General features: G+C 63.8%; 20 protein-coding genes and 1 riboswitch. Of the genes, 18 read left to right on the forward strand and 2 right to left on the reverse strand.

What is annotated here, in order from left to right; genetic code table 11:
• Positions 1 to 3: 3 nt before the first annotated feature.
• From cobN to cobJ, 5 genes are read left to right on the forward strand one after another with little or no spacing between them, the layout of a single operon-like run.
• A complete protein-coding gene (gene cobN, locus ACR0AO_RS18610; protein ID WP_480606820.1) occupies positions 4 to 3,297 on the forward strand; it encodes a cobaltochelatase subunit CobN in 3,294 nt (1,097 codons plus the stop codon).
• A complete protein-coding gene (locus tag ACR0AO_RS18615; RefSeq protein WP_480606823.1) occupies positions 3,294 to 4,421 on the forward strand; it encodes a cobalamin biosynthesis protein CobG in 1,128 nt (375 codons plus the stop codon). The genes cobN and ACR0AO_RS18615 overlap by 4 nt, the downstream gene beginning before the upstream one ends.
• Complete coding sequence (locus ACR0AO_RS18620) at positions 4,421 to 5,050, forward strand: precorrin-8X methylmutase (RefSeq protein WP_480606829.1); 630 nt, start codon at positions 4,421 to 4,423, stop codon at positions 5,048 to 5,050. Before ACR0AO_RS18615 ends, ACR0AO_RS18620 begins: the two co-directional genes overlap by 1 nt.
• Positions 5,047 to 5,775 carry a precorrin-2 C(20)-methyltransferase gene (locus ACR0AO_RS18625; RefSeq protein ID WP_480606832.1) on the forward strand — a complete coding sequence of 243 codons (729 nt, stop codon included), beginning with the start codon at positions 5,047 to 5,049 and terminating at the stop codon, positions 5,773 to 5,775. Before ACR0AO_RS18620 ends, ACR0AO_RS18625 begins: the two co-directional genes overlap by 4 nt.
• The gene (cobJ, locus tag ACR0AO_RS18630; protein ID WP_480606837.1) at positions 5,772 to 6,536 is read left to right on the forward strand and encodes a precorrin-3B C(17)-methyltransferase; all 765 of its coding nucleotides are present in this window, start codon (positions 5,772 to 5,774) and stop codon (positions 6,534 to 6,536) included. The genes ACR0AO_RS18625 and cobJ overlap by 4 nt, the downstream gene beginning before the upstream one ends.
• On the opposite strand, the gene ACR0AO_RS18635 is transcribed toward cobJ, so the two are convergent.
• Complete coding sequence (locus ACR0AO_RS18635) at positions 6,527 to 7,258, reverse strand: cobalt-precorrin-6A reductase (RefSeq protein WP_480606842.1); 732 nt, start codon at positions 7,256 to 7,258, stop codon at positions 6,527 to 6,529. The two genes, cobJ and ACR0AO_RS18635, sit on opposite strands and share 10 nt — an antisense overlap.
• Between ACR0AO_RS18635 and cbiE the strand changes: the two genes are divergently transcribed.
• The 9 genes from cbiE to ACR0AO_RS18680 all read left to right on the forward strand — a co-directional run bounded on the left by cbiE (position 7,257) and on the right by ACR0AO_RS18680 (position 14,085).
• On the forward strand, positions 7,257 to 8,456 hold the full coding sequence (gene cbiE, locus ACR0AO_RS18640; protein ID WP_480606848.1) for a precorrin-6y C5,15-methyltransferase (decarboxylating) subunit CbiE: 1,200 nt from the start codon (positions 7,257 to 7,259) through the stop codon (positions 8,454 to 8,456). The genes ACR0AO_RS18635 and cbiE overlap by 2 nt on opposite strands.
• On the forward strand, positions 8,453 to 8,821 hold the full coding sequence (locus ACR0AO_RS18645; RefSeq protein ID WP_480606854.1) for a cobalamin biosynthesis protein: 369 nt from the start codon (positions 8,453 to 8,455) through the stop codon (positions 8,819 to 8,821). Before cbiE ends, ACR0AO_RS18645 begins: the two co-directional genes overlap by 4 nt.
• Positions 8,818 to 9,612, forward strand: a complete 795-nt coding sequence (gene cobM, locus ACR0AO_RS18650) for a precorrin-4 C(11)-methyltransferase (RefSeq protein WP_480606859.1) — start codon at positions 8,818 to 8,820, stop codon at positions 9,610 to 9,612. The genes ACR0AO_RS18645 and cobM overlap by 4 nt, the downstream gene beginning before the upstream one ends.
• A complete protein-coding gene (locus tag ACR0AO_RS18655) occupies positions 9,599 to 10,921 on the forward strand; it encodes a cobyrinic acid a,c-diamide synthase CobB (RefSeq protein ID WP_480606864.1) in 1,323 nt (440 codons plus the stop codon). The genes cobM and ACR0AO_RS18655 overlap by 14 nt, the downstream gene beginning before the upstream one ends.
• On the forward strand, positions 10,918 to 11,646 hold the full coding sequence (gene cobA, locus ACR0AO_RS18660; protein WP_480606867.1) for a uroporphyrinogen-III C-methyltransferase: 729 nt from the start codon (positions 10,918 to 10,920) through the stop codon (positions 11,644 to 11,646). Before ACR0AO_RS18655 ends, cobA begins: the two co-directional genes overlap by 4 nt.
• The gene (gene cobF / locus ACR0AO_RS18665) at positions 11,639 to 12,400 is read left to right on the forward strand and encodes a precorrin-6A synthase (deacetylating) (RefSeq protein WP_480606871.1); all 762 of its coding nucleotides are present in this window, start codon (positions 11,639 to 11,641) and stop codon (positions 12,398 to 12,400) included. The genes cobA and cobF overlap by 8 nt, the downstream gene beginning before the upstream one ends.
• Positions 12,401 to 12,424: 24 nt before the next feature.
• Positions 12,425 to 12,634: riboswitch (cobalamin riboswitch) on the forward strand.
• 35 nt (positions 12,635 to 12,669) lie between these two features.
• Positions 12,670 to 12,840, forward strand: a complete 171-nt coding sequence (locus ACR0AO_RS18670; RefSeq protein ID WP_480606873.1) for a CbtB domain-containing protein — start codon at positions 12,670 to 12,672, stop codon at positions 12,838 to 12,840.
• Positions 12,841 to 12,843: 3 nt separating this feature from the next.
• Positions 12,844 to 13,536 (forward strand): CbtA family protein, encoded by a 693-nt coding sequence (locus tag ACR0AO_RS18675; RefSeq protein WP_480606877.1) that lies wholly within the window; start codon positions 12,844 to 12,846, stop codon positions 13,534 to 13,536.
• A 66-nt stretch (positions 13,537 to 13,602) separates the two neighbouring features.
• On the forward strand, positions 13,603 to 14,085 hold the full coding sequence (locus ACR0AO_RS18680; protein WP_480606881.1) for a hypothetical protein: 483 nt from the start codon (positions 13,603 to 13,605) through the stop codon (positions 14,083 to 14,085).
• Here the strand turns inward: ACR0AO_RS18680 and ACR0AO_RS18685 are convergent.
• Positions 14,073 to 14,432 (reverse strand): DUF1636 family protein, encoded by a 360-nt coding sequence (locus ACR0AO_RS18685; protein ID WP_480606886.1) that lies wholly within the window; start codon positions 14,430 to 14,432, stop codon positions 14,073 to 14,075. The two genes, ACR0AO_RS18680 and ACR0AO_RS18685, sit on opposite strands and share 13 nt — an antisense overlap.
• A 147-nt stretch (positions 14,433 to 14,579) precedes the next feature.
• Between ACR0AO_RS18685 and ACR0AO_RS18690 the strand changes: the two genes are divergently transcribed.
• From ACR0AO_RS18690 to ACR0AO_RS18705, 4 genes are all read left to right on the forward strand, one after another.
• A complete protein-coding gene (locus ACR0AO_RS18690; RefSeq protein WP_480606890.1) occupies positions 14,580 to 15,044 on the forward strand; it encodes a DUF302 domain-containing protein in 465 nt (154 codons plus the stop codon).
• 77 nt (positions 15,045 to 15,121) lie between these two features.
• A complete protein-coding gene (locus ACR0AO_RS18695) occupies positions 15,122 to 16,741 on the forward strand; it encodes a thiamine pyrophosphate-binding protein (protein ID WP_480607042.1) in 1,620 nt (539 codons plus the stop codon).
• Positions 16,728 to 17,912 carry a CaiB/BaiF CoA transferase family protein gene (locus ACR0AO_RS18700; RefSeq protein ID WP_480606893.1) on the forward strand — a complete coding sequence of 395 codons (1,185 nt, stop codon included), beginning with the start codon at positions 16,728 to 16,730 and terminating at the stop codon, positions 17,910 to 17,912. Before ACR0AO_RS18695 ends, ACR0AO_RS18700 begins: the two co-directional genes overlap by 14 nt.
• A 181-nt stretch (positions 17,913 to 18,093) precedes the next feature.
• Positions 18,094 to 19,464 (forward strand): tetratricopeptide repeat protein, encoded by a 1,371-nt coding sequence (locus ACR0AO_RS18705; RefSeq protein WP_480606897.1) that lies wholly within the window; start codon positions 18,094 to 18,096, stop codon positions 19,462 to 19,464.
• Positions 19,465 to 19,492 lie beyond the last annotated feature (28 nt).

Raw genomic sequence — 19,492 nt, forward strand, 5'->3', positions numbered from 1 at the left:
GCCATGCACGTCGTCTTCCGCGAAAGCCACGGGCTCGAGGAAACCGAGACCCCAACCGATCTGGGCCAGAGCCCGGCGGATCTGGTGGCGCTGTCTTTTTCGGACAGCGACCTTGGCGCTTTCGCGGCGGGCTGGCATCGCGGGGGCGGCCCCGAGGGGCGCATGCCGACAATGCGTCTCGCCAATCTGGCCGCGCTGAAACATCCTCTGTCCGTCGACACCTATGTTGAACAAACGCTTGAAGGGGCCAAGGGCATCCTGATCCGCCTGATTGGCGGGGTGCCCTATTGGTCCTACGGTTTGCAGCAGGTTCTGGCGCTGGCGCAGGCCAAAGGCATCGCCCTGGCCGTACTGCCCGCAGACGGACGCGAAGACACAAGACTGGACGAATACTCCACTCTGCCAGCCTCGACTCTGCGTCGTTTGGCGCATCTGTGCGACACCGGCGGAGAGGTTGCGGCACAGGCCGCTTTGGCACAGATGGCGCTGGCGGCGGGTCTTTACGCAGGTCCCGTGATGGGGGCCAAAACTCTGCCGGAATGCGGCGCTTGGTGCCCGGATCGTGGCGTGATCCCCGTGGATCAGGCCTTCACCGGGGACGCGAAACGCATCGTCGTAACGTTCTACCGTGCCTACCTGACCTCGGCCGACACCGCCCCGGTTGCGGCTCTGATCCGCCGCCTGCGCGCACGGGGGTTCGAGGCGGTTGGCATGTTCGCCCCTTCTCTCAAAGCCCCTGCGGCTGCTGATTGGCTGCGCAAGAGCATCGGTGCACTGAAGCTCTCGGCGATCATCAATGCCACCTCATTCTCGGGCAAAGGAGCGTCGGGCACCTCGCCTCTGGACGCGGCGGATGTACCGGTGTTTCAGGTCGCCTTCGCCACCTCGCGCCGCAAGGCCTGGGCCGAAGCGGAACGCGGCCTTTCGCCCGCCGACCTTGCAATGCATGTCGTGCTGCCGGAGGTGGACGGAAGGATTTCAGCGGGCATAGCCTCGTTCAAGGAACCGGGCAAACGCGACCCGCATCTGGAATACTCCCGCTTTGCCCACCGCGCCGAGCCCGAACGGATAGAGGCCATTATCGACCGCGTCACCGGCTGGCTGGATCTCAGCGACAAGCCCAAAGGGGATCAGGTTCCGGCGCTGGTGCTGTCCACCTACCCGGGCAAAGCTTGGCAGATGGCGCATGCAGTCGGCCTCGACGCGCTGGCCTCGGCCGAGGCGATGCTGGCCGACCTGCAAAGCGAAGGCTATGACACCGCACCGGCAGAACCGATTGCCGAGACCCTGCTGGACGCACGCATTTCGTGGTCGCTTGATAATTATCAAACAGCGCTGGCGGATCTACCCGAACAGCTACGCACCGACCTTCAATCGGTATGGGGCAAGCCCGAGAACGACCCGACATTCACAGATGGGGCTTTCCACTTTACCGCCCTGCGCCGCGGCAAGGCCCTGATTGCCCTGCAACCTGAACGCGGCACAATCGACACGCGCGATGACGACTATCACGATCTGTCCCGCACCCCACGCCACAGCTATGTCGCGTTCTATCTGTGGCTGCGCAAAGGCCTCGGCGCCGATGTGCTGATCCATATCGGAGCACACGGCACGCTGGAATGGCTGCCCGGCAAGTCGGTCGCCCTGTCGTCGGAATGTTGGCCCGAAGCGCTGATCCGCGATCTGCCGGTGATCTACCCTTTCATCGTCAACGACCCCGGCGAGGCCGCGCAGGCCAAGCGTCGGATCGGAGCGGTTACGCTGGGCCATATCCCGCCCCCGATGAAGGAAAGCGGCACGCCGGACCGGATGGTACGGCTGGAATCGCTGCTGGATGAGTTTTCGAACGCCGACGGGCTTGACCCCAAGCGCCGCGACCGGCTGCAGGAAGACATCCGGGATGAGGCGCAGGCCATCGGGCTGGAAAGTGACCTTGGCCTCGATCAGGCCACCAGCACCGCCGAGGCGATCACCCGCATCGACCGTTTTGTCTGCGACATCAAGGAAAGCCAGTTCGGCGACGGCCTGCACATCTTTGGCCGTGTGCCCGAGGCGAAGGGCAATTTCGATCCCGCCCCCTCGGCCCATGCCGAGCGCAGCGCCCTGATTTATGCGCTGGCGGGGAAACGGATCGAGGCTGGACCGTCGGGCTCGCCCTATCGCGGGCGCTCGGATGTTCTGCCGACCGGGCGCAACCTCTACACCACCGACCCGCGTTCGGTGCCCACCCGCGCCGCCTATACACAGGGCGTGAAACTGGCCGAGGAATTGGTTCGGCGACATCTGCAGGAAGAAGGCGACTACCCCAAAGGGTTGATCGTCGATCTGTGGGGCTCGGCCACCATGCGAACCGCAGGTGAGGAGTTTGCCATGGCGCTGCACCTGCTGGGCGTCAAACCGGTCTGGGACAAGGGGTCAGAACGGGTGTCCGGTATCGAGGTGTTGCCGATCACAGACCTCAGCCGCCCGCGACTGGATGTGACCCTGCGCGTTTCGGGCCTGTTTCGGGACGTGTTCCCGACCCTTTCGGCCTTGTTCGGTCAGGCGGTCCGGGCGCTGTCGGCGCGGGACGAAGCGCCGGACTGGAACCCCTATGCCGGTCAGGAACCCGCCGCCAGGGTCTATGGCCCGGCCCCGGGCAGCTATGGCCTGAACATGACCCACCTGTCCGAGACCTATACCGACGAGGCCCGCGCGCAGGCGGGGGAAGCGTGGCTTGAGGCCAGCTCTTTCGCGTTGGAAGGCGAGCATATCGCACAGGACAAAGACGGGATCATTCATCGCGTCGCCAATGCCGACAGCTTTGTCCACCTGCAGGACCTGACCGAAACCGACCTGCTGCTGGCCAATGACTATGCCACGCACGAGGCCGGGTTCGCCGCAGCCAAGAAACTTACCGGCGGCAGCGCCCAGCTGTTCCATCTGGACAATACCAATCCTGATAATCCCCGCGCCCGTACCCTGCCTGAGGAAATCAGCCGCGTTGTTCATGCCCGCGCCGCCAATCCCGGCTGGATCGCCGGAATGAAAAGGCATGGCTTCCGGGGGGCCGCCGAGATCGCGGCGACGCTGGATCACATGGCCTCTTTCGCCCATCTGTCGGGCACTGTCGCGCCGCATCTGTTCGACCTCTATCATGACGCCACGTTGGGTAATGAGGAAATCGACACTTTCCTGCAAGAGGCCAACCCGCAGGCACATCAGGCCATGCAGGACCGCTTCCGCGCGTTGCTGGACGCCGGACTTTGGAACACGCGCCGGAACTCGATCCGCGCCCGTCTGGAGGGGCTGGGATGAGCACTCCGATCGTTCAAGGCTGGTGTCCAGGAGCCCACCGCCCGATGATGTCGGGCGACGGGCTGGTGGTGCGGGTGCGCCCCCGTCTGGCCCGTCTCGACGCCCGGCAGGCGCTGGGGCTGTGCGCGCTGGCTGAAAGGTTCGGCAATGGCACCATCGACCTGACCAACCGTGCCAACCTACAATTGCGTGGTGTGACCGAATCGGATCACCAGGCGCTGCTGGCGGAGCTGGCAGCGCTGAACCTGCTGGATGCCGAACCCGGCATTGAGGTGCGGCGCAACATTCTGGTTTCGCCGCTCTATCAGCACGGCGATCTGACCGCGCGGCTGGCGCAGGCCCTGATCGACCGACTGGCAGACCTGCCCACCGTGCCTGCCAAGTTCGGCTTTGCCATCGACACAGGCGCTGCGCGCCTGCTGGCAGCGGATTCGGCGGATATCCGGCTGGAGACGGGCTTCGACGGCCTGATCCTGCGTGCCGATGGGGCCGAGACAGGTCGACTGGTGACCGAGGCCGAGGCCATCGACCGGCTGCTCGAACTGGCCCGCTGGTTCGCCGGAAACTTTACCCAGGAAACCCGCCGCATGGCGCGGGTGGTTGCGGCGCAGGGCCTGCCGTCTGAATGGCAGGGCCACGCGCCGGGGCCGGTCGGCACGGCATTGCAGCCGGGAAACAGCCCCCTCGGCCCGCTTTACGGCGCGGCGTTCGGGCAATTGCCCGCCGGACCGCTTGCACGGCTGATTGCGGATTCGGGCACGTCTGCCCTGCGGGTTACCCCGTGGCGGCTGATCCTGCTGGAAGGCGGGGCGGCGATACCCGCACCAGAGTTTGTCACAACAGGCGCCGACCCGCTTATGACCACCGACGCCTGCCCCGGGGCCCCGTTCTGCCCACAGGCGCAGGCGGAAACCCGCGATATCGCCCGCGCTTTGGCCGTGCGTGTGCCCGGCCGCTTGCATGTCTCGGGATGCGCCAAGGGATGCGCCCGCATGGGCCGCGCCGACTTTACTTTGGTGGGCGCAAACGGACGATTTGATCTTGTCAAACAGGGCCGCGCGGGGGATGAGCCCTGCCAGCGCGGGCTCAGCCCAGAAACACTCATGACCATGGACTTCACCTGATGCCCTATCTATACGAAACCGACGGCGCGGCGATCTATAAGGAAAGCTTTGCCACCATCCGGTCCGAAGCCGATCTGGCCCGGTTCGACGCCGATGAAGAGCAGGTGGCCGTCCGCATGATCCACGCTGCCGGGATGGTCGGTCTGGAGGAATTCGTGCATTTCTCGCCCGATTTCGTGCGGGTCGCCCGCACCGCGCTGGAAGGTGGCGCGCCGATCCTGTGCGACGCCCGTATGGTCAGCGAAGGCGTCACCCGGTTCCGCCTTCCCTCCGATAATGAAGTGATCTGCACCCTGCATGACGAGCGTGTGCGCCCCTTGGCCGCCGAGATGGGCAACACCCGCTCGGCCGCCGCGCTGGAGCTGTGGCGTCCGCACCTGAAGGGCGCGCTGGTCGCCATAGGCAACGCGCCGACCGCGCTGTTCCACCTGCTGAACATGCTGGAAGACCCCGACTGCCCGCGCCCCGCCGCCATCATCGGCTGCCCCGTGGGATTTGTCGGCGCAGTCGAATCCAAGGACGCCCTGTGGGAGGCGCAACCGGTGCCCTCCTGCATCGTCAAAGGCCGTCTGGGCGGCAGCGCCATTACCGTCGCCGCCATCAATGCCATCGCAAGCCGGGCTGAATGAGCATGGGCATCATATACGGCGTGGGCCTCGGCCCCGGTGATCCCGACCTGATGAGCGTGCGGGCCGACCGTCTGTTGCGCAGCGCCAAACATGTGGCGTTTTTCCGCAAACCGGGCCGCAGTGGTCAGGCGCGCAAGATCGTGGGTGGCATGATCCCCGAAGGCGCGACCGAATTTCCGATGGAATACCCAGTGACCACCGAAATCCCGGTCACCGATCCTCGCTATAACGAACTGCTGGCCGAGTTCTACGAAGAATGCACTGCGCATCTGAAGGCGCTATCGGAACAGGGCGAGGATGTGGTGGTGCTGTGCGAGGGCGATCCGTTCTTCTATGGTTCGTTCATGCATCTCTACAGCCGCCTGCGCGAACACGCCCCGGTCGAGGTAGTGCCCGCTATCACCGGAATGTCCGGCGCGTGGACTGCGACGGGTGATCCTATCACTTGGGGTGATGACGTGCTGACCGTGCTGGTCGGCACTCTGCCCGAGGACACGCTGGCCGAGCGTATGGCCCAGACCGACGCGCTGGTGGTGATGAAGATCGGGCGCAATATCGACAAGGTCAAACGCGCGCTGAAGACCGCTGGCCTCTATGACCGGGCCTGGATCGTTGAATATGCGCAGATGCCGAACCAGACGGTCACGAAACTGTCGGAGGCCTGCGAAAAGGTGACGCCCTATTTCTCGATCATCGTAGTGCATGGTCAGGGGCGGCGGCCATGAGCGGCTGGGTCAAGATCGCGGGCCTCGGCCCCGGTGATGAGGCTTTGGTGACGCCCGAAGTGACGGCGGCGCTGGCCGAAGCGACGGATGTGGTGGGTTATATCCCCTATGTCGCGCGGGTGGCCGAACGCCCCGGCCTGACCTTGCACGCCAGCGACAACCGGGTCGAAATCGACCGCTCGCAGCACGCGTTGCAGATGGCGACCGAGGGCAAGCGCGTGGTCGTGGTGTCCTCGGGCGATCCCGGCGTGTTTGCCATGGCGGCGGCAGTGTTCGAGGCGCTGGAAGACGGCCCCGCCGATTGGCGGGACGTTCAGATCGACGTGCTGCCGGGGATCACCGCGATGCTGGCGGCATCCGCGCGCGCTGGTGCGCCGATGGGGCATGATTTCTGCGCCATCAACCTCAGCGACAACCTCAAGCCATGGTCGCTGATCGAAAAGCGTCTGCGTCTGGCGGCGCAGGCCGATTTCTCGATGGCGTTTTATAATCCACGTTCGAAGTCGCGGCCGGAAGGTTTCATCCGGGCGCTGGACATTCTTCGCGAAGAATGTGAACCCCAGCGCCTTATTCTGTTCGCCCGTGCCGTTTCCCGCGCCGACGAAATGATCCGGATTTCTACGCTGGCCGAGGCCACGCCCGAGATGGCTGATATGCAAACCGTGGTTATCGTCGGCTCATCCCGCACCCGCGTGATCGAGCGCGACGGCGCGCCCATCGTCTATACCCCGCGTTTCACCCCTGATGAGGATCAGGGATGAGCCAGCCAGTCCAGAACCTGTGTGACATTCGACAGCTCCACCCGCTGCGGCAGGACGGGGCGGTCGATCATCAGCACCGGCAGCCCCAGCGCCCGCGCTGCGTCCAGCTTGGCGCGCGCACCGGTGCCGCCCGCGTTCTTGGACACGACAAGCTGCGTGCCAAAGCGCTGCATCAGCGCCCGGTCTTCAGGCTCGGCAAAGGGGCCGCGGGCTACAACGACTTCGGCATTCGGCAATGGCAATCCGTCGGGCTCATCAACCAGACGCAGCAGATAGTGATGCTGGGGCCGGGCGGCAAACTCCTCAAGATGCATACGGCCCACGGCCAAAAACACACGCAGCGGTTCCCCCGACAGCGCGTCAACCGCTGCGGCGATGTCCGGGACGCGACGCCAGGTGTCGCCGGGTTGCGGGCTCCACGCCTCGCGGGTCAGAGCGGCCAGAGGGGTTTTTGTCTCACGGCAGGCCTCGATCGCGTTGCGGCTCATCTGTGCGGCGAATGGATGGGTGGCATCCACGACATGAGTAGTCCCGTTTTCTCGGATGTATCTGGCCAGCCCCTGTGGACCGCCAAAGCCACCGACGCGCATCGGCACCGGCTGCGGGCGCGGTTTTTCGACCCGGCCAGCGTAAGAATACACCGCCGCAACCCCTTGCGCAGAAACAGCTTTGGCCAGATCATTGGCCTCGGTCGTGCCGCCAAGGATCAGGAGGTTGGTCATGTCTGAAGCTCCGTGGTTGACCGTTCTGGGCCTGGGTGAAGGTGGGCTTGATGGCCTGTCGCCCGCTAGCCGTCAAGTGCTGGATCGGGCCGATGTCATCATGGGACCGCCCCGCCACCTGTCGCTTATCCCCGACGGCGGGGCCGAGCGGATCGAATGGCCGGTGCCGTTTGCCGATGGCCTGCCCATTCTGCAGGGCCTGCGTGGCCGGGCTACGGTTGTGCTGGCCTCGGGTGATCCGTTCTGGTTCGGCGCGGGATCGGTCATCGCGCGCAATTTCGATTCTGGCGAATGGGTTGCGGTGCCGGGTCAGTCGACCTTTTCACTGGCTGCCGCGCGTTTGGGATGGCCGCTGGAAAGCACACTGACATTCGGCCTGCACGCCGCGCCTCTTACCCGTTTGCGGCCTCACCTGTCTTCGGGTCTGCGAGCCATTCTGCTGCTGCGCGACGGCAAGGCTGTGGCGGAACTGGCGTCGTACCTGACCGAGACCGGCTTTGCCGATTCAGACCTGCATGTGATGCAAGCCTTGGGCGGTCCACGCGAGAATGTTCAGACGCTCGGCCTGACCGAAGCGCTGTTAGGGACGTTTGATCATCCGGTCTGTGTCGGACTGGAAGTTTCCGGCGCTGGCCACGCCTTTCCCAAGGCCTCGGGCAAGCCGGACGAGATATTCGAGACGGACGGCCAAATCACTAAACGCCCGATCCGCGCGCTGACCCTTTCGGCGCTGGCCCCGCAACGGGGTGAGCATCTGTGGGACATCGGCGGCGGTACCGGCTCGATTAGTATCGAATGGCTGATGTGTGACCCGACCCTGACCGCAACCACCGTTGAGCCACGCGCCGACAGGGCCGAGCGTATCCGCCGCAATGCCGACGCGCTGGGACAGGACCGGCTGAACGTCGTACATGGCAGCGCGCCGGATTCGCTGGGCGGGCTGGCGCTGCCCGATGTGGTTTTTGTCGGCGGCGGTCTCAGCGCTGCATTGCTGGACTGGCTGCACGGCACCCTGCCCGCCGGAACAAGGCTGGTCGCCAATGCAGTGACACTGGAAAGCGAGGCGATGCTGGCGCAGTGGCACGAGAAACTGGGCGGTGAACTGTTGCGCATCGAACTTGCGCAATCCGCGCCGCTGGGTCCGCGTCGCGGTTGGAAATCCGCCTATCCTGTCGTGCAGTGGAGCGTGACGCTATGATCGTCGCCGGGCTTGGCTTTTCTTCCGCTGCAACGGTGGACAGTCTGCGCGCCGCCTATGATGTGGCGGCAGCCGGCCATGACGTTGCCGCTCTGGCGACCGTTGCCGACAAAGATGGCCATCCCGCCTTGGCCAGTTTGGCCGAAACGCTCGCCCTGCCCCTGCACCTTGTTGCGCCCGCCGATCTGGCCGGGCAGCGCACCCTCACCTGCTCGAACCGCAGCCGTGCCACCTATGGCACCGGCAGCGTCGCCGAAGCATCCGCATTGGCCGCCGCCGGAACAGGCGCGCAGTTGCTTTCACCCCGACAGATTTCGGACGACCGGCTGGCGACCTGCGCCATAGCCATCGGAGGACAAACATGACCGTTCATTTCATCGGCGCCGGACCGGGCGCCGCCGACCTGCTGACCCTGCGCGGCCGCGACATCATCGCCGCCTGCCCCGTTTGCCTCTATGCGGGCTCGCTGGTGCCGGAGGAGATTCTGAGCCACTGCCCCGAGGGCGCAAGGATCGTGAACACCGCGCCGATGGATCTGGATCAGATCATGGCCGAGATCGAAACCGCGCACAAATCGGGTCAGGACGTGGCGCGTCTGCATTCCGGCGATCTGTCGGTCTGGTCCGCCATGGGTGAACAGATCCGGCGACTGAAAGAGATGGGCATCCCGGTCAGCGTCACCCCCGGCGTGCCGTCCTTTGCCGCTGCGGCGGCTGTTCTTGGCACCGAACTGACCCTGCCCGGTCTGGCGCAATCGGTGGTTCTGACCCGGACGCCGGGGCGCGCGTCCTCGATGCCCGAGGGCGAGACGCTGGAAAACTTCGCCCGCACCGGCGCGACGCTGGCCATTCACCTGTCGATCGGCAATCTGGACAAGGTGATCGCCGACCTGATCCCGGCCTACGGCGCCGATTGCCCGGTGGCCGTGGTCTATCGCGCCTCCTGGCCGGACGAACGGATCATCCGCGCCACGCTGGCAACCCTGAAAGAAGCGCTGGACGAAAGCATCTCGCGAACCGCACTGATCATGGTGGGCCCGGCTCTGGCGGGCGAAGGGTTTGACGAAAGCTGCCTCTATTCCAAGACCTATGACCGCCGCTATCGCCCGCAGAGCGCCGACAGCCCGTGGTCGAGCTGGAGCCATGGCGATGACTAACCCTCCGGGAATTCTGATCTCGGCCCCTTCTTCGGGCACTGGCAAGACCACGGTCATGCTGGGCCTGTTGCGGGCGCTGGCCGAGGATGGGCTGACCGTGCAGCCGTTCAAAAGCGGCCCCGATTACATCGATCCGGCCTTTCACCGGGCGGCGGCGAGGCGGGCCTCGTTCAATCTGGACAGCTGGGCGATGGGTGGCCCGCTGCTGAGCGCGATCTCGGCACAGGCGGAGGGCGCTGATATCGTGGTCGCCGAGGGTTCGATGGGCCTGTTTGACGGTGTCGCCAAACCGGGCGAGCTGGGCCACGGGTCGAGCGCCGAAACCGCGCAGCGCATGGGCTGGCCGGTTGTGCTGGTGCTGGATGTGGGCGGACAGGCGCAGTCGGCGGCGGCCACGGCACTGGGGTTTCGGATGTACAATCCCGACCTGCCCTTTGCCGGTGTGATCCTGAACCGCTGCGCCAGCCCCCGACACGAACGTCTGACCCGGTTGGGTATGGAGCGCGCGGGCCTGCCGGTACTGGGCGTGCTTCCGCGGCGGGGCGATCTGACCCTGCCCGAGCGACATCTGGGCCTGATCCAGGCGGTCGAACATCCCGATCTGGAGAGCGCCATTGCAGGTTATGCCGCGTTTTTGCGTGAACATGTGGATCTGGCGGCGATCAAGCGGGCGGCTTCCTCAGGCCCCAAGGAGCCATCGTCGGCCGCGCTGCCGCGCCCGCCGGCTCAGAGGATCGCACTGGCCCGGGATGCTGCGTTTTCCTTCACCTATCCGCACCTGCTGGAAGGCTGGCGTATGGCGGGGGCCGAGATCCTGCCGTTTTCGCCATTGACCGATGAGGCGCCGGCGGCAGATGCGGATCTGGTGTGGCTGCCGGGGGGATACCCCGAGTTGCACGCTGGCACCCTTGCGGCTGCCGGAACCTTTCTGGCCGGGCTGCGCAAACACGCCGAAACCAAACCCGTACATGGGGAATGCGGCGGCTACATGGCCCTCGGTCAGGCGCTGATCGACAAGGACGGGATGCGGCACGAGATGGCGGGCCTGTTGGGTCTGGTGACATCGTACCAGAAACGCAAGTTCAACCTTGGCTATCGCAAGGCGGAACTGCTGACCCCGATGCCCGGTTTTACTGCGGGCGCGGCGCTGCGAGGGCACGAGTTCCACTATTCCTCGATTGTCGAACAACCCGACGCCCCGCTGGCGCGAGTGTTTGACGCCGAGGGCGCGGAGGGGCCGCAAACCGGTTCGGTGCGCGGCAACGTCACCGGCACCTTCTTTCATCTGATCGCGGAGGCCTCGGCATGAGCGGATTTGTCTCTTTCATCGGTTCCGGCCCCGGCGATCCGGAGCTTTTGACGCTCAAGGCAGTGGATCGTCTGGGCAAGGCCGACGCGGTGCTTTTTGATGATCTGAGCAGCGGCCCGATCTTGACCCATGCACGCGAAGACGCCGATCTGGTCGGTGTGGGCAAACGCGCGGGCCGCCCATCGCCCAAACAGGATCATGTCAGCCGCTTGCTGGTGGATTATGCCCGGACCGGACAGCGCGTGGTGCGGCTGAAATCGGGCGATGGTGGCCTGTTCGGACGGCTCGAGGAAGAACTGCTCGCCCTGCGCGACGCCGGGATCGAGTACGAGATCATCCCCGGCATCCCCTCGGCGGTTGCCGCGGCGGCGGCAGCGGGCATTCCGCTGACCCGGCGGCTGACCGCGCGGCGGGTGCAGTTCGTCACCGGACACGATGTCAGCGGCAAGCTGCCCCAGGATTTGAACCTGCCCGCGCTGGCCGATCCCGGCGCCACCAGCGTCGTTTTCATGGGCAAGCGCACCTTTCCGCTGCTGGTCGAGGCGCTGAACGCTCATGGCCTGCCATTGGACACCCCGGCGCTGATGGCGGAATCGGTCTCGACTCCCGAACAAACCCTGCACCGCTCGACGATAGGCGGGCTGGCCAACAAACTGTCGGCAGAAATCGGCACCGCCCCGGCCCTGATTCTGTATGGCCCATTGGCGGAGTTCGGGGATGTATGAACTGAACCTGATCGGCATCGGTACTGGCAACCCCTATCATGTCACCTTTCAAGGCGCACAGGCGATCCGGGCGGCGGATCTGATCCTCATTCCCCGCAAGGGCGAGAACAAGGCCGACCTCGCCGGACTGCGCGAAAAGATCATCACACAGATCACCAATACGCAGCCACGAATTGCCTATTTCGACATCCCCAAACGGCGCACCGATGAGGGATATCTGCGCGGCGTGGACGAATGGCACGACGCCATTGCCCTGCGCTGGCACGAGGCGATTGCCGCCCACCCCGATGCCCGCCATGTGGCGCTGCTGATCTGGGGCGATCCGTCACTGTATGACAGCTCGCTGCGAATCGCCTCACGGCTGAAACCGCAACCGGCCACGCGGGTGATTCCCGGCATCACCGCACTGCAGGCGCTGACGGCGGCGCATGCCATTCCGGTCAACGATATCGGCGCGCCCTACATTGTCACCACCGGCCGCCGCATCCGTGAAGAAGGCTGGCCGGACGGCGCCGGTAAGGTCGCGGTCATGCTGGATGGCGAATGCTCGTTCCAATGCCTCGAGATGAAGAATTTCGATATCTGGTGGGGCGCTTATGTCGGCATGAAGGAAGAGCTTCTGATCAGCGGCCCGCTGGCCGAAGTCGCGGACGAGATTCTGGAAACCCGCGCAACCGCGCGGGCCGATCACGGCTGGATCATGGACATCTATTTGCTGCGGAAGCGCGAAAATGAAAAAAATGGTCGCAATTGAGAATTGCGCCATCCGTTGCATAACGGCTAAATGAAAGAGTCTGGTCCTGCCGGAGCGTTCCGGTGCCAAGAGGGAATTTGGTGCGGCCACAGCTGTGGTCAAAGCCAAAGCCGCCCCCGCGACTGTAAGCGGTGAGCCTCTGTTCAACCAGCCACTCCCGGATTTGTCCGGGGGGAAGGCGAACAGAGGCGCTGACCCGCAAGCCAGGAGACCTGCCAGGCATGAAACGAAACACCGGCCGTCGGGTGCGGCGGCTCAGGAGGACTAAAATGACGACCAAAACGCTCAAGGCATCTGCTTCCGGTTCGGCCTTCCTTCCGGCTCTGTTTGCTGTTGTTCTGGGTCTGGGGATTATCACCCTGACCGGCCATGTACAGGCATCCGCCCTGCACGACGCCGCTCATGACGTGCGCCACGCAACTGGCTTTCCCTGCCACTGACCCATGTTCAGTCGCATTCTGACCAGCGCGTTGTTCGCTGGTGCTGCAGCAGGGCTGATTGCCGCCCTGCTGCAGCTTGTTTTTGTGCAGCCCGTCCTGCTTCATGCCGAACTCTACGAGTCCGGTGAACTGGTGCATTTCGGTGCCGACGCCGTTTCGGCACAACCGGAATTGCCCGGTTTCGATCTGATGCGCGATGGGCTGAGCATCATCTTCGCCATGCTGACCTATACGGGCTACGCCCTGGTCGTTGTGGCTCTGATGTCGGTTGCCGAACGCATGGGACACGAGGTCAACGCCCGAACCGGCATTTTGTGGGGGCTGGCGGGTTTCATCACCTTCCACTTTGCGCCGGGGCTGACCCTGGCTCCCGAAGTTCCGGGTGTGGCTTATACGGATATCACTGCCCGCCAAATTTGGTGGACGGGTACCGTTGCCGCCACCGGAGTCGCAATGTGGCTGATTGCGTTTGGCGGAAATGTCGTCAGCTACCTGATCGCCGCTGCGTTGCTGCTGGCGCCGCACCTGATTGGCGTAGCCGAGCCCGACAGTTTCACCGGCCCGGTCCCAACCGAACTGGGCGCCCTGTTTGCAGCCCGCGCATTTGGCGTCGGCATGGCGGCCTGGGTGCTTGTGGGGACATTCGCGGGATACTTCTGGCAAGCCGAAGGCAAACGCGCCGAAGCCAACGCGTAAGCGATTAATGAAACATCCCACCGGGCCATCGTGCCTGGCGGGAACATTCATGACAAAAGGAAACACATGTTCCGTTCTCTTGCTCTCTTCGGTATAGGTCTGATCTTTGGTGGCGGCGCCGGTTTCGTCACGGCGGCGGCTTATGGAGTCACGTTCGATGGTCACGACCATGGCGACCCCGCTCAACACGGCAGCGCCCAATCCCATGATCATGGCGCGGCCATCAACCTGCCTGCCGGTGCAGATGCCCCGGGCCTCGATGTGAAACTGATCAAAGATCCGATGGCCGGCTGGAACCTGCATGTCATGCCGAAAAACTTCCGCTTTTCGCCGGAAAACGCCTCGCTTGAGGATATTCCCGGCGAAGGCCATGCGCATGTCTATGTCAACGGCGTGAAGCTGGCCCGCCTCTATGGCGAGTGGATGCACATTGGCGAACTGCCCAAGGGCGAGGTCGAGGTCAAAGTGTCGCTCAACACCAACAGTCACAGCCAACTGACCGTGGAGGATGAGCCTGTAACCGCCTCGGTGACGGTTCAGGTCGACTGAAGCGCGGGCATCCGGGTCCGCAAACACAAGCGAAGTCGCCCGCAGGGCCGGGCGTCTTCGATCCAGCCCAGGGAACTGTCCAGATAGGTCCGGCAGGTTCCGGCAATATCGGCGGCATCCTGTGCGAGATCGAGACCGGAAAAGACATATGACGCCAACCCCTGCCCCTGCAAACCCACTGCGACCGGTTGCTCGCAGGCACTGAAACAGGCGTGCTCCGTCAGTTCGACCCGATCCGCAATCCCCGCCTTGTCCAGTGCAGCACTCACGGCTTGCCGCTCGGTCTCGCGGTCGCGTGTGCCCAGACAACTGGAACAGATCAGCAAACGGATGCGTTGTGCGGTCATGAGCGGGCCTTTTCCTGCGTCGGGCCGTTATTGCGGGTTTCGCCGTGTCGACGCAAGCACTGTATGGTTGACCGGACACGGGATTGTGACACCGGATATTTGCAAAATCTGCCATCACATGCCTGACAACGAACCGGAGCCGGAACGATGAAACGTCTGTGGACCGCCCTTAGCCTTGCCGCCTTGCCCGCATGGGCCGGTGATCTCGAACCCCGCGAAGGATGGCAGGTGCATCCGACGAACAAGACCTATGACGAGCTGGTCCAGGACACGGCGGTGGCAATCAAGGACAACGGACTGATCGTTGTGACGCAGGCCGGGCCGACCAAGGCGGCGGCGGCGCGCGGCATCACCATTCCGGGCAATCGCGTTATGGGCGCTTTCAACAACGACTATGCGGTCCGCGTTCTGGAAACTTCGACCGCGGCCATGATCGAAGCACCGATCCGTTTCTATGTGACCGAAAACGAGGACGGCAGTGCGACGCTGTCCTATAAGACACCCAGCCACGTCTTTGCGCCCTATCTGGATGAGGGCGGCGATGCGCTGACGGTCATCGCACAGGAACTGGACGAAAAGTTTCAATCCGTCGCGGAATCGGCGTCAAAATAGTCACACCGGCGTGAAGTCGCTTGCACCTTCCTGCGCACTCCGCAATCTGCCAGTCGTGAATGAACGGAGCGTTCGAGATGCAGGAAACCATGCCCCGCGCGGCGGATCTTTTGGCGAAACGGCTGTATGAGGCGGGCTGTCGTCACGCTTTCGGCATGCCGGGCGGCGAGGTTCTGACTCTGGTCGACGCCCTGGAACAGGCTGGTATCCGGTTCCATCTGGCCAAGCACGAAAATGCCGCCGGTTTCATGGCCGAAGGGGTTCATCACCGTGACGGCGCGCCTGCAATTCTGGTGGCCACGCTCGGCCCCGGCGCCATGAACGGCATCAACGTGGTCGCCAATGCGTTTCAGGATCGGGTTTCGATGATCGTGCTGACCGGCTGCGTCGACGCGGATGAGGCGCTGACCTATACCCATCAGGTGATGGACCACGGCCAAGTCTATCGCTCGATCACCAAGGGAACTTTCATGCTGACCCCGGACGGGGCCGATATCGTCGCCGACAAGGCGGTGTCGCTTGCAACGCAGGCCCGCCCCGGGCCGGTGCATATCGACGTGCCGATTTCGGTGGCCGACGCCCGCGTTACGGTCCCCAAATTGCGGCGGCGGGCCCCGGCCGCGCCGGTCCTGCCCCGGGGAACCTGCCTGGAAAAGGCCCGCCGTTGGGTGGCCGAAGCCGAACGCCCGATTGCGATCATCGGGCTGGACACACTTTATGACGGATCGCGTCCGGTGTTGCGGGCGTTTCTGGAACATTTTCAAATACCGTTCCTCACCACCTACAAAGCCAAGGGCATCCTTCCCGAAGATCACCCGCTGTGCCTGGGTGGCGCAGGCTTGTCGCCGCTGGCTGACAAACACCTGCTGCCGCTGGTCGAACGATCCGACCTGATCCTCTGCCTCGGCTACGACCCCATCGAAATGCGGCCCGGCTGGCGCGAGGTGTGGGATCCGGATGAGCAACGTGTCATCGACATCTCTGCAGTTCTGAACGATCACTATATGCATCAGGCCAGTCTCAGCTTTGTGGCGGATACCGCCGCAACGCTTGAGGAGATGGCCAAGGGCGTCCCGGCACACGACACATGGCCCAGCGGCGAGCCGGACCAGACCCGCAAGGCGCTCGCGCTCGCGTTCCCGTCCGATGACGACTGGGGGCCGGCGGGCGTCATCGCCGAGACGCGCGCCGCCCTGCCCGCGAATACACTCGCCACGGCAGACAGCGGCGCACACCGCATCCTTCTGTCACAGATGTGGACCTGTTCGGAACCGCGCGGGCTGATCCAGTCTTCGGCGCTCTGCACCATGGGGTGTGCGGTACCGATGGCGATCGGGCTGAAGCTGGCCGAACCCGACCGCCCCGTGATCAGCTTTTCAGGAGATGCCGGTTTCCTGATGGTAGCCGGAGAACTGGCAACCGCCCGCGAAATGGGCGCCAACCCGATCTTTCTGGTTTTCGTCGACGCCTCTCTGGCTTTGATCGAACTGAAACAGCGCGGCCGCCAGATGAGGAACCGGGGCGTGGATTTCGGCCACCACGACTATGCCGCGATGGGCCGCGCCTTTGGCGGTTATGGCCACACGGTACGCAACCGCGCCGAGTTGCGCGTTGCTTTGGAAGACGCGAAGCAGGCCGACCGCTTTACCGTCATCGCGGCGGAAATCGAACGCGGAGGATACGATGACCGCATCTGAAGGACCGCTGAAAGGCGTCAAGGTTCTGGATCTCAGCCGCATTCTGGCCGGGCCGACCTGCACGCAATTGTTGGGCGATCTGGGCGCGAGCGTCATCAAGATCGAAAACCCCGCGACCCAGGGCGACGACACCCGCCAATGGGGGCCGCCATATGTCGCGGATGCCCAAGGCAACCGCTCGGATCTCAGCGCTTATTTCATGTCCGCCAACCGCAACAAGAAATCCGTAGCCATCGACATTGCAACGCCCGAAGGGCAGGCCGAAATCCGGAGGCTGGCGGCGCATGCGGATATTCTGATCGAAAATTTCAAACCCGGCGGTCTGGCGAAATACGGGCTGGACTATGACAGCCTGTCCAAAGACCTGCCCGGGCTCGTTTATTGCTCCATTTCCGGCTATGGGCAAACCGGTCCCAACTCGGCCAAGCCGGGCTATGACTTGATGGCGCAGGGCTATGGCGGGATCATGTCGCTGACCGGAGATCCGGACGGCGCCCCGATGAAAGTCGGTGTCGGCATCGCTGACGTGATGTGCGGGATGTACGCGACAGTCGGCATTCTGGCGGCGCTTCGTCACAAGGAACGAACCGGCGAAGGGCAACAGATCGATCTTGCGCTGGTCGATGCGCAGGTGGCCTGGCTGATCAACGAGGGCGTGAACTATCTGACTTCGGGCCAGGTGCCGCAGCGCCGGGGCAACGGGCATCCCAATATCGTGCCCTATGATGTCTATGAAACTTCGGATGGCCACGTGATCCTCGCGGTCGGCAACGACGGCCAGTTCCGGCGGTTCTGCGGCTATGCCGGGCTGGACGCACTGCCCGACGATCCGCGTTTTGCCACCAACCCGGCGCGGCTGGAAAACCGCGAGGCCTTGAACGCCCGGCTGCGGCCCGAACTGGCGCGGCGCAGCACCCGCGACGTCATCGCCGGCCTCGAAGCGCTCAGGGTCCCGGTCGGGCCGGTCCGGTCGCTGGATCAGGTATTCGGATCGGATCAGGTCGCCGCGCGGGGGATGCGGGTCGACATGCAAGCCGAACCCGCCGGGGTGCATCTGATCGGCAATCCGCTGAAGCTTTCGCGCACTCCGGTTTCCTATCGACACGCCCCTCCGGTTTTCGGGGCCGACACCGATCGCATCCTGAACGCCGAAAACCCGTTCGAGGATTGAAACACAAATCCCCTCATAAGCAGGGGTTCGCTGAAACATGCCGTTGAATCGGCGGATTATTTCACGAATTCGACACACGTCCTTTCACCAATTCGCGAGCGGCGTCGATACTGGTACGGGGGTCCAATAGAGTTTGTTAAGGCAATCACAGCCCTAACACGCAATTGGATTGGACCCTCGCATGAAACAAGACGTATTTGGACAAATGAACAGCCTGCACCACGCGGACAGCGTCGAGGCGTGGGATGGCGTTCTGCTGGGGTTCATGTCGCATGCGGCGGTCACGCCGCAACATCTGGGCAGGGTTCTTGAACTGGAACCCAACTTTGCGCTGGGACATGCGGTCAAGGGTCTGTTCATGCTGCTTCTTGGGCGGCGCGAGTTGTTTTCCATCGCTTCCGATGCGCTGGCCACGGCCGAGGCCGCAATGGCCGCGCAACCGGTTTCGGAACGTGAACGTCGTTTTGTTGAGGCGTTGCGCCTGTGGCTGGCCGGAAGCCCGTCCCGGGCGATCGGCGAGTTCGAAGCCGTTCTGGGCGATCACCCTCAGGACACGCTGGCGATGAAGCTGAGCCACGCGGTACGATTCGTTCTGGGCGATCCCGAAGGCATGCGCCGCTCGATCGAACGTGTGATGCCCGCATACGATCCGGACCATCCGGGCCGCGGTTATCTGCTGGGCTGCCACTCGTTTGCACTGGAAGAAACCGGCGCCTACGAAAAGGCCGAGATTGCCGGCCGGCAAGCGCTGTGGATGGTGTCGGACGACGCCTGGGGTCTGCACGCGGTGGCCCACGTTCACGACATGACGGGCAACGCCTCGCAGGGGCTGGAATGGCTGTCGGGGCGCGAGGCGGCCTGGGAACACTGCAACAACTTCCGCTATCACGTCTGGTGGCACAAGGCGTTGATGCATCTCGATCTGGGCCAGATCGATCAGGTCCTCGAACTTTATGACACCGAGGTTCGCAAGGACCGGACCGACGACTATCGCGATATCTCGAATGCCACGTCGCTACTGACCCGCCTGGAACTGGAAGGTGTCGATGTAGGGGATCGTTGGCAGGAATTGGCCGACCTCAGTGCAGCCCGAACGGAGGATGGCTGCCTGATTTTCGCCGACCTGCATTATTTACTTGCTTTGACAGGTAATAATCGTGATAGCGCAATCTCGAAAATGCTTCAGCGAATCCACCGAGATGCAAAGCTGGCCAATGATGATACAACACGCCGTATGGCAGACCCGGGAGTCGCGGCAGCGCATGGGTTGGAAGCTTTTGGGAACGCCCAATACGGGGTTGCCTTCGATCATCTGGCGGCCGCCCGTGGCTCGATGATACTTGCCGGCGGGTCGCATGCTCAGCGGGATGTGTTCGAACGGATCACCATCGACGCTGGACTTCGAGCAGGCAGACTGGATGCGGTCGAGCGTATTCTTGACGACCGCCGCGCCAAAAGATCAGGGGGTGAGGACAATTACGCCCTTGCCCGCCGCGCCTTGATCGACGCGGCACGTGGCGGAGAAGACGCGCAAAGCGTTCCCGCCGAATAAACCAAAGAACCTGGAAGGACAAGGAAGG

This window comes from Ruegeria sp. AF8, assembly GCF_056541825.1.

Excerpts from the sequence above, each read along its gene's own strand:
- cobN (WP_480606820.1), top strand. The coding sequence starts at position 4 with ATGCACGTCGTCTTCCGCGAAAGCCACGGGCTCGAGGAAACCGAGACC.
- ACR0AO_RS18615 (WP_480606823.1), top strand. The coding sequence starts at position 3,294 with ATGAGCACTCCGATCGTTCAAGGCTGGTGTCCAGGAGCCCACCGCCCG.
- ACR0AO_RS18620 (WP_480606829.1), top strand. The coding sequence starts at position 4,421 with ATGCCCTATCTATACGAAACCGACGGCGCGGCGATCTATAAGGAAAGC.
- ACR0AO_RS18625 (WP_480606832.1), top strand. The coding sequence starts at position 5,047 with ATGAGCATGGGCATCATATACGGCGTGGGCCTCGGCCCCGGTGATCCC.
- cobJ (WP_480606837.1), top strand. The coding sequence starts at position 5,772 with ATGAGCGGCTGGGTCAAGATCGCGGGCCTCGGCCCCGGTGATGAGGCT.
- cbiE (WP_480606848.1), top strand. The coding sequence starts at position 7,257 with ATGTCTGAAGCTCCGTGGTTGACCGTTCTGGGCCTGGGTGAAGGTGGG.
- ACR0AO_RS18635 (WP_480606842.1), bottom strand. The coding sequence starts at position 7,258 with ATGACCAACCTCCTGATCCTTGGCGGCACGACCGAGGCCAATGATCTG.
- ACR0AO_RS18645 (WP_480606854.1), top strand. The coding sequence starts at position 8,453 with ATGATCGTCGCCGGGCTTGGCTTTTCTTCCGCTGCAACGGTGGACAGT.
- cobM (WP_480606859.1), top strand. The coding sequence starts at position 8,818 with ATGACCGTTCATTTCATCGGCGCCGGACCGGGCGCCGCCGACCTGCTG.
- ACR0AO_RS18655 (WP_480606864.1), top strand. The coding sequence starts at position 9,599 with ATGGCGATGACTAACCCTCCGGGAATTCTGATCTCGGCCCCTTCTTCG.
- cobA (WP_480606867.1), top strand. The coding sequence starts at position 10,918 with ATGAGCGGATTTGTCTCTTTCATCGGTTCCGGCCCCGGCGATCCGGAG.
- cobF (WP_480606871.1), top strand. The coding sequence starts at position 11,639 with ATGTATGAACTGAACCTGATCGGCATCGGTACTGGCAACCCCTATCAT.
- ACR0AO_RS18670 (WP_480606873.1), top strand. The coding sequence starts at position 12,670 with ATGACGACCAAAACGCTCAAGGCATCTGCTTCCGGTTCGGCCTTCCTT.
- ACR0AO_RS18675 (WP_480606877.1), top strand. The coding sequence starts at position 12,844 with ATGTTCAGTCGCATTCTGACCAGCGCGTTGTTCGCTGGTGCTGCAGCA.
- ACR0AO_RS18680 (WP_480606881.1), top strand. The coding sequence starts at position 13,603 with ATGTTCCGTTCTCTTGCTCTCTTCGGTATAGGTCTGATCTTTGGTGGC.
- ACR0AO_RS18685 (WP_480606886.1), bottom strand. The coding sequence starts at position 14,432 with ATGACCGCACAACGCATCCGTTTGCTGATCTGTTCCAGTTGTCTGGGC.
- ACR0AO_RS18690 (WP_480606890.1), top strand. The coding sequence starts at position 14,580 with ATGAAACGTCTGTGGACCGCCCTTAGCCTTGCCGCCTTGCCCGCATGG.
- ACR0AO_RS18695 (WP_480607042.1), top strand. The coding sequence starts at position 15,122 with ATGCAGGAAACCATGCCCCGCGCGGCGGATCTTTTGGCGAAACGGCTG.
- ACR0AO_RS18700 (WP_480606893.1), top strand. The coding sequence starts at position 16,728 with ATGACCGCATCTGAAGGACCGCTGAAAGGCGTCAAGGTTCTGGATCTC.
- ACR0AO_RS18705 (WP_480606897.1), top strand. The coding sequence starts at position 18,094 with ATGAAACAAGACGTATTTGGACAAATGAACAGCCTGCACCACGCGGAC.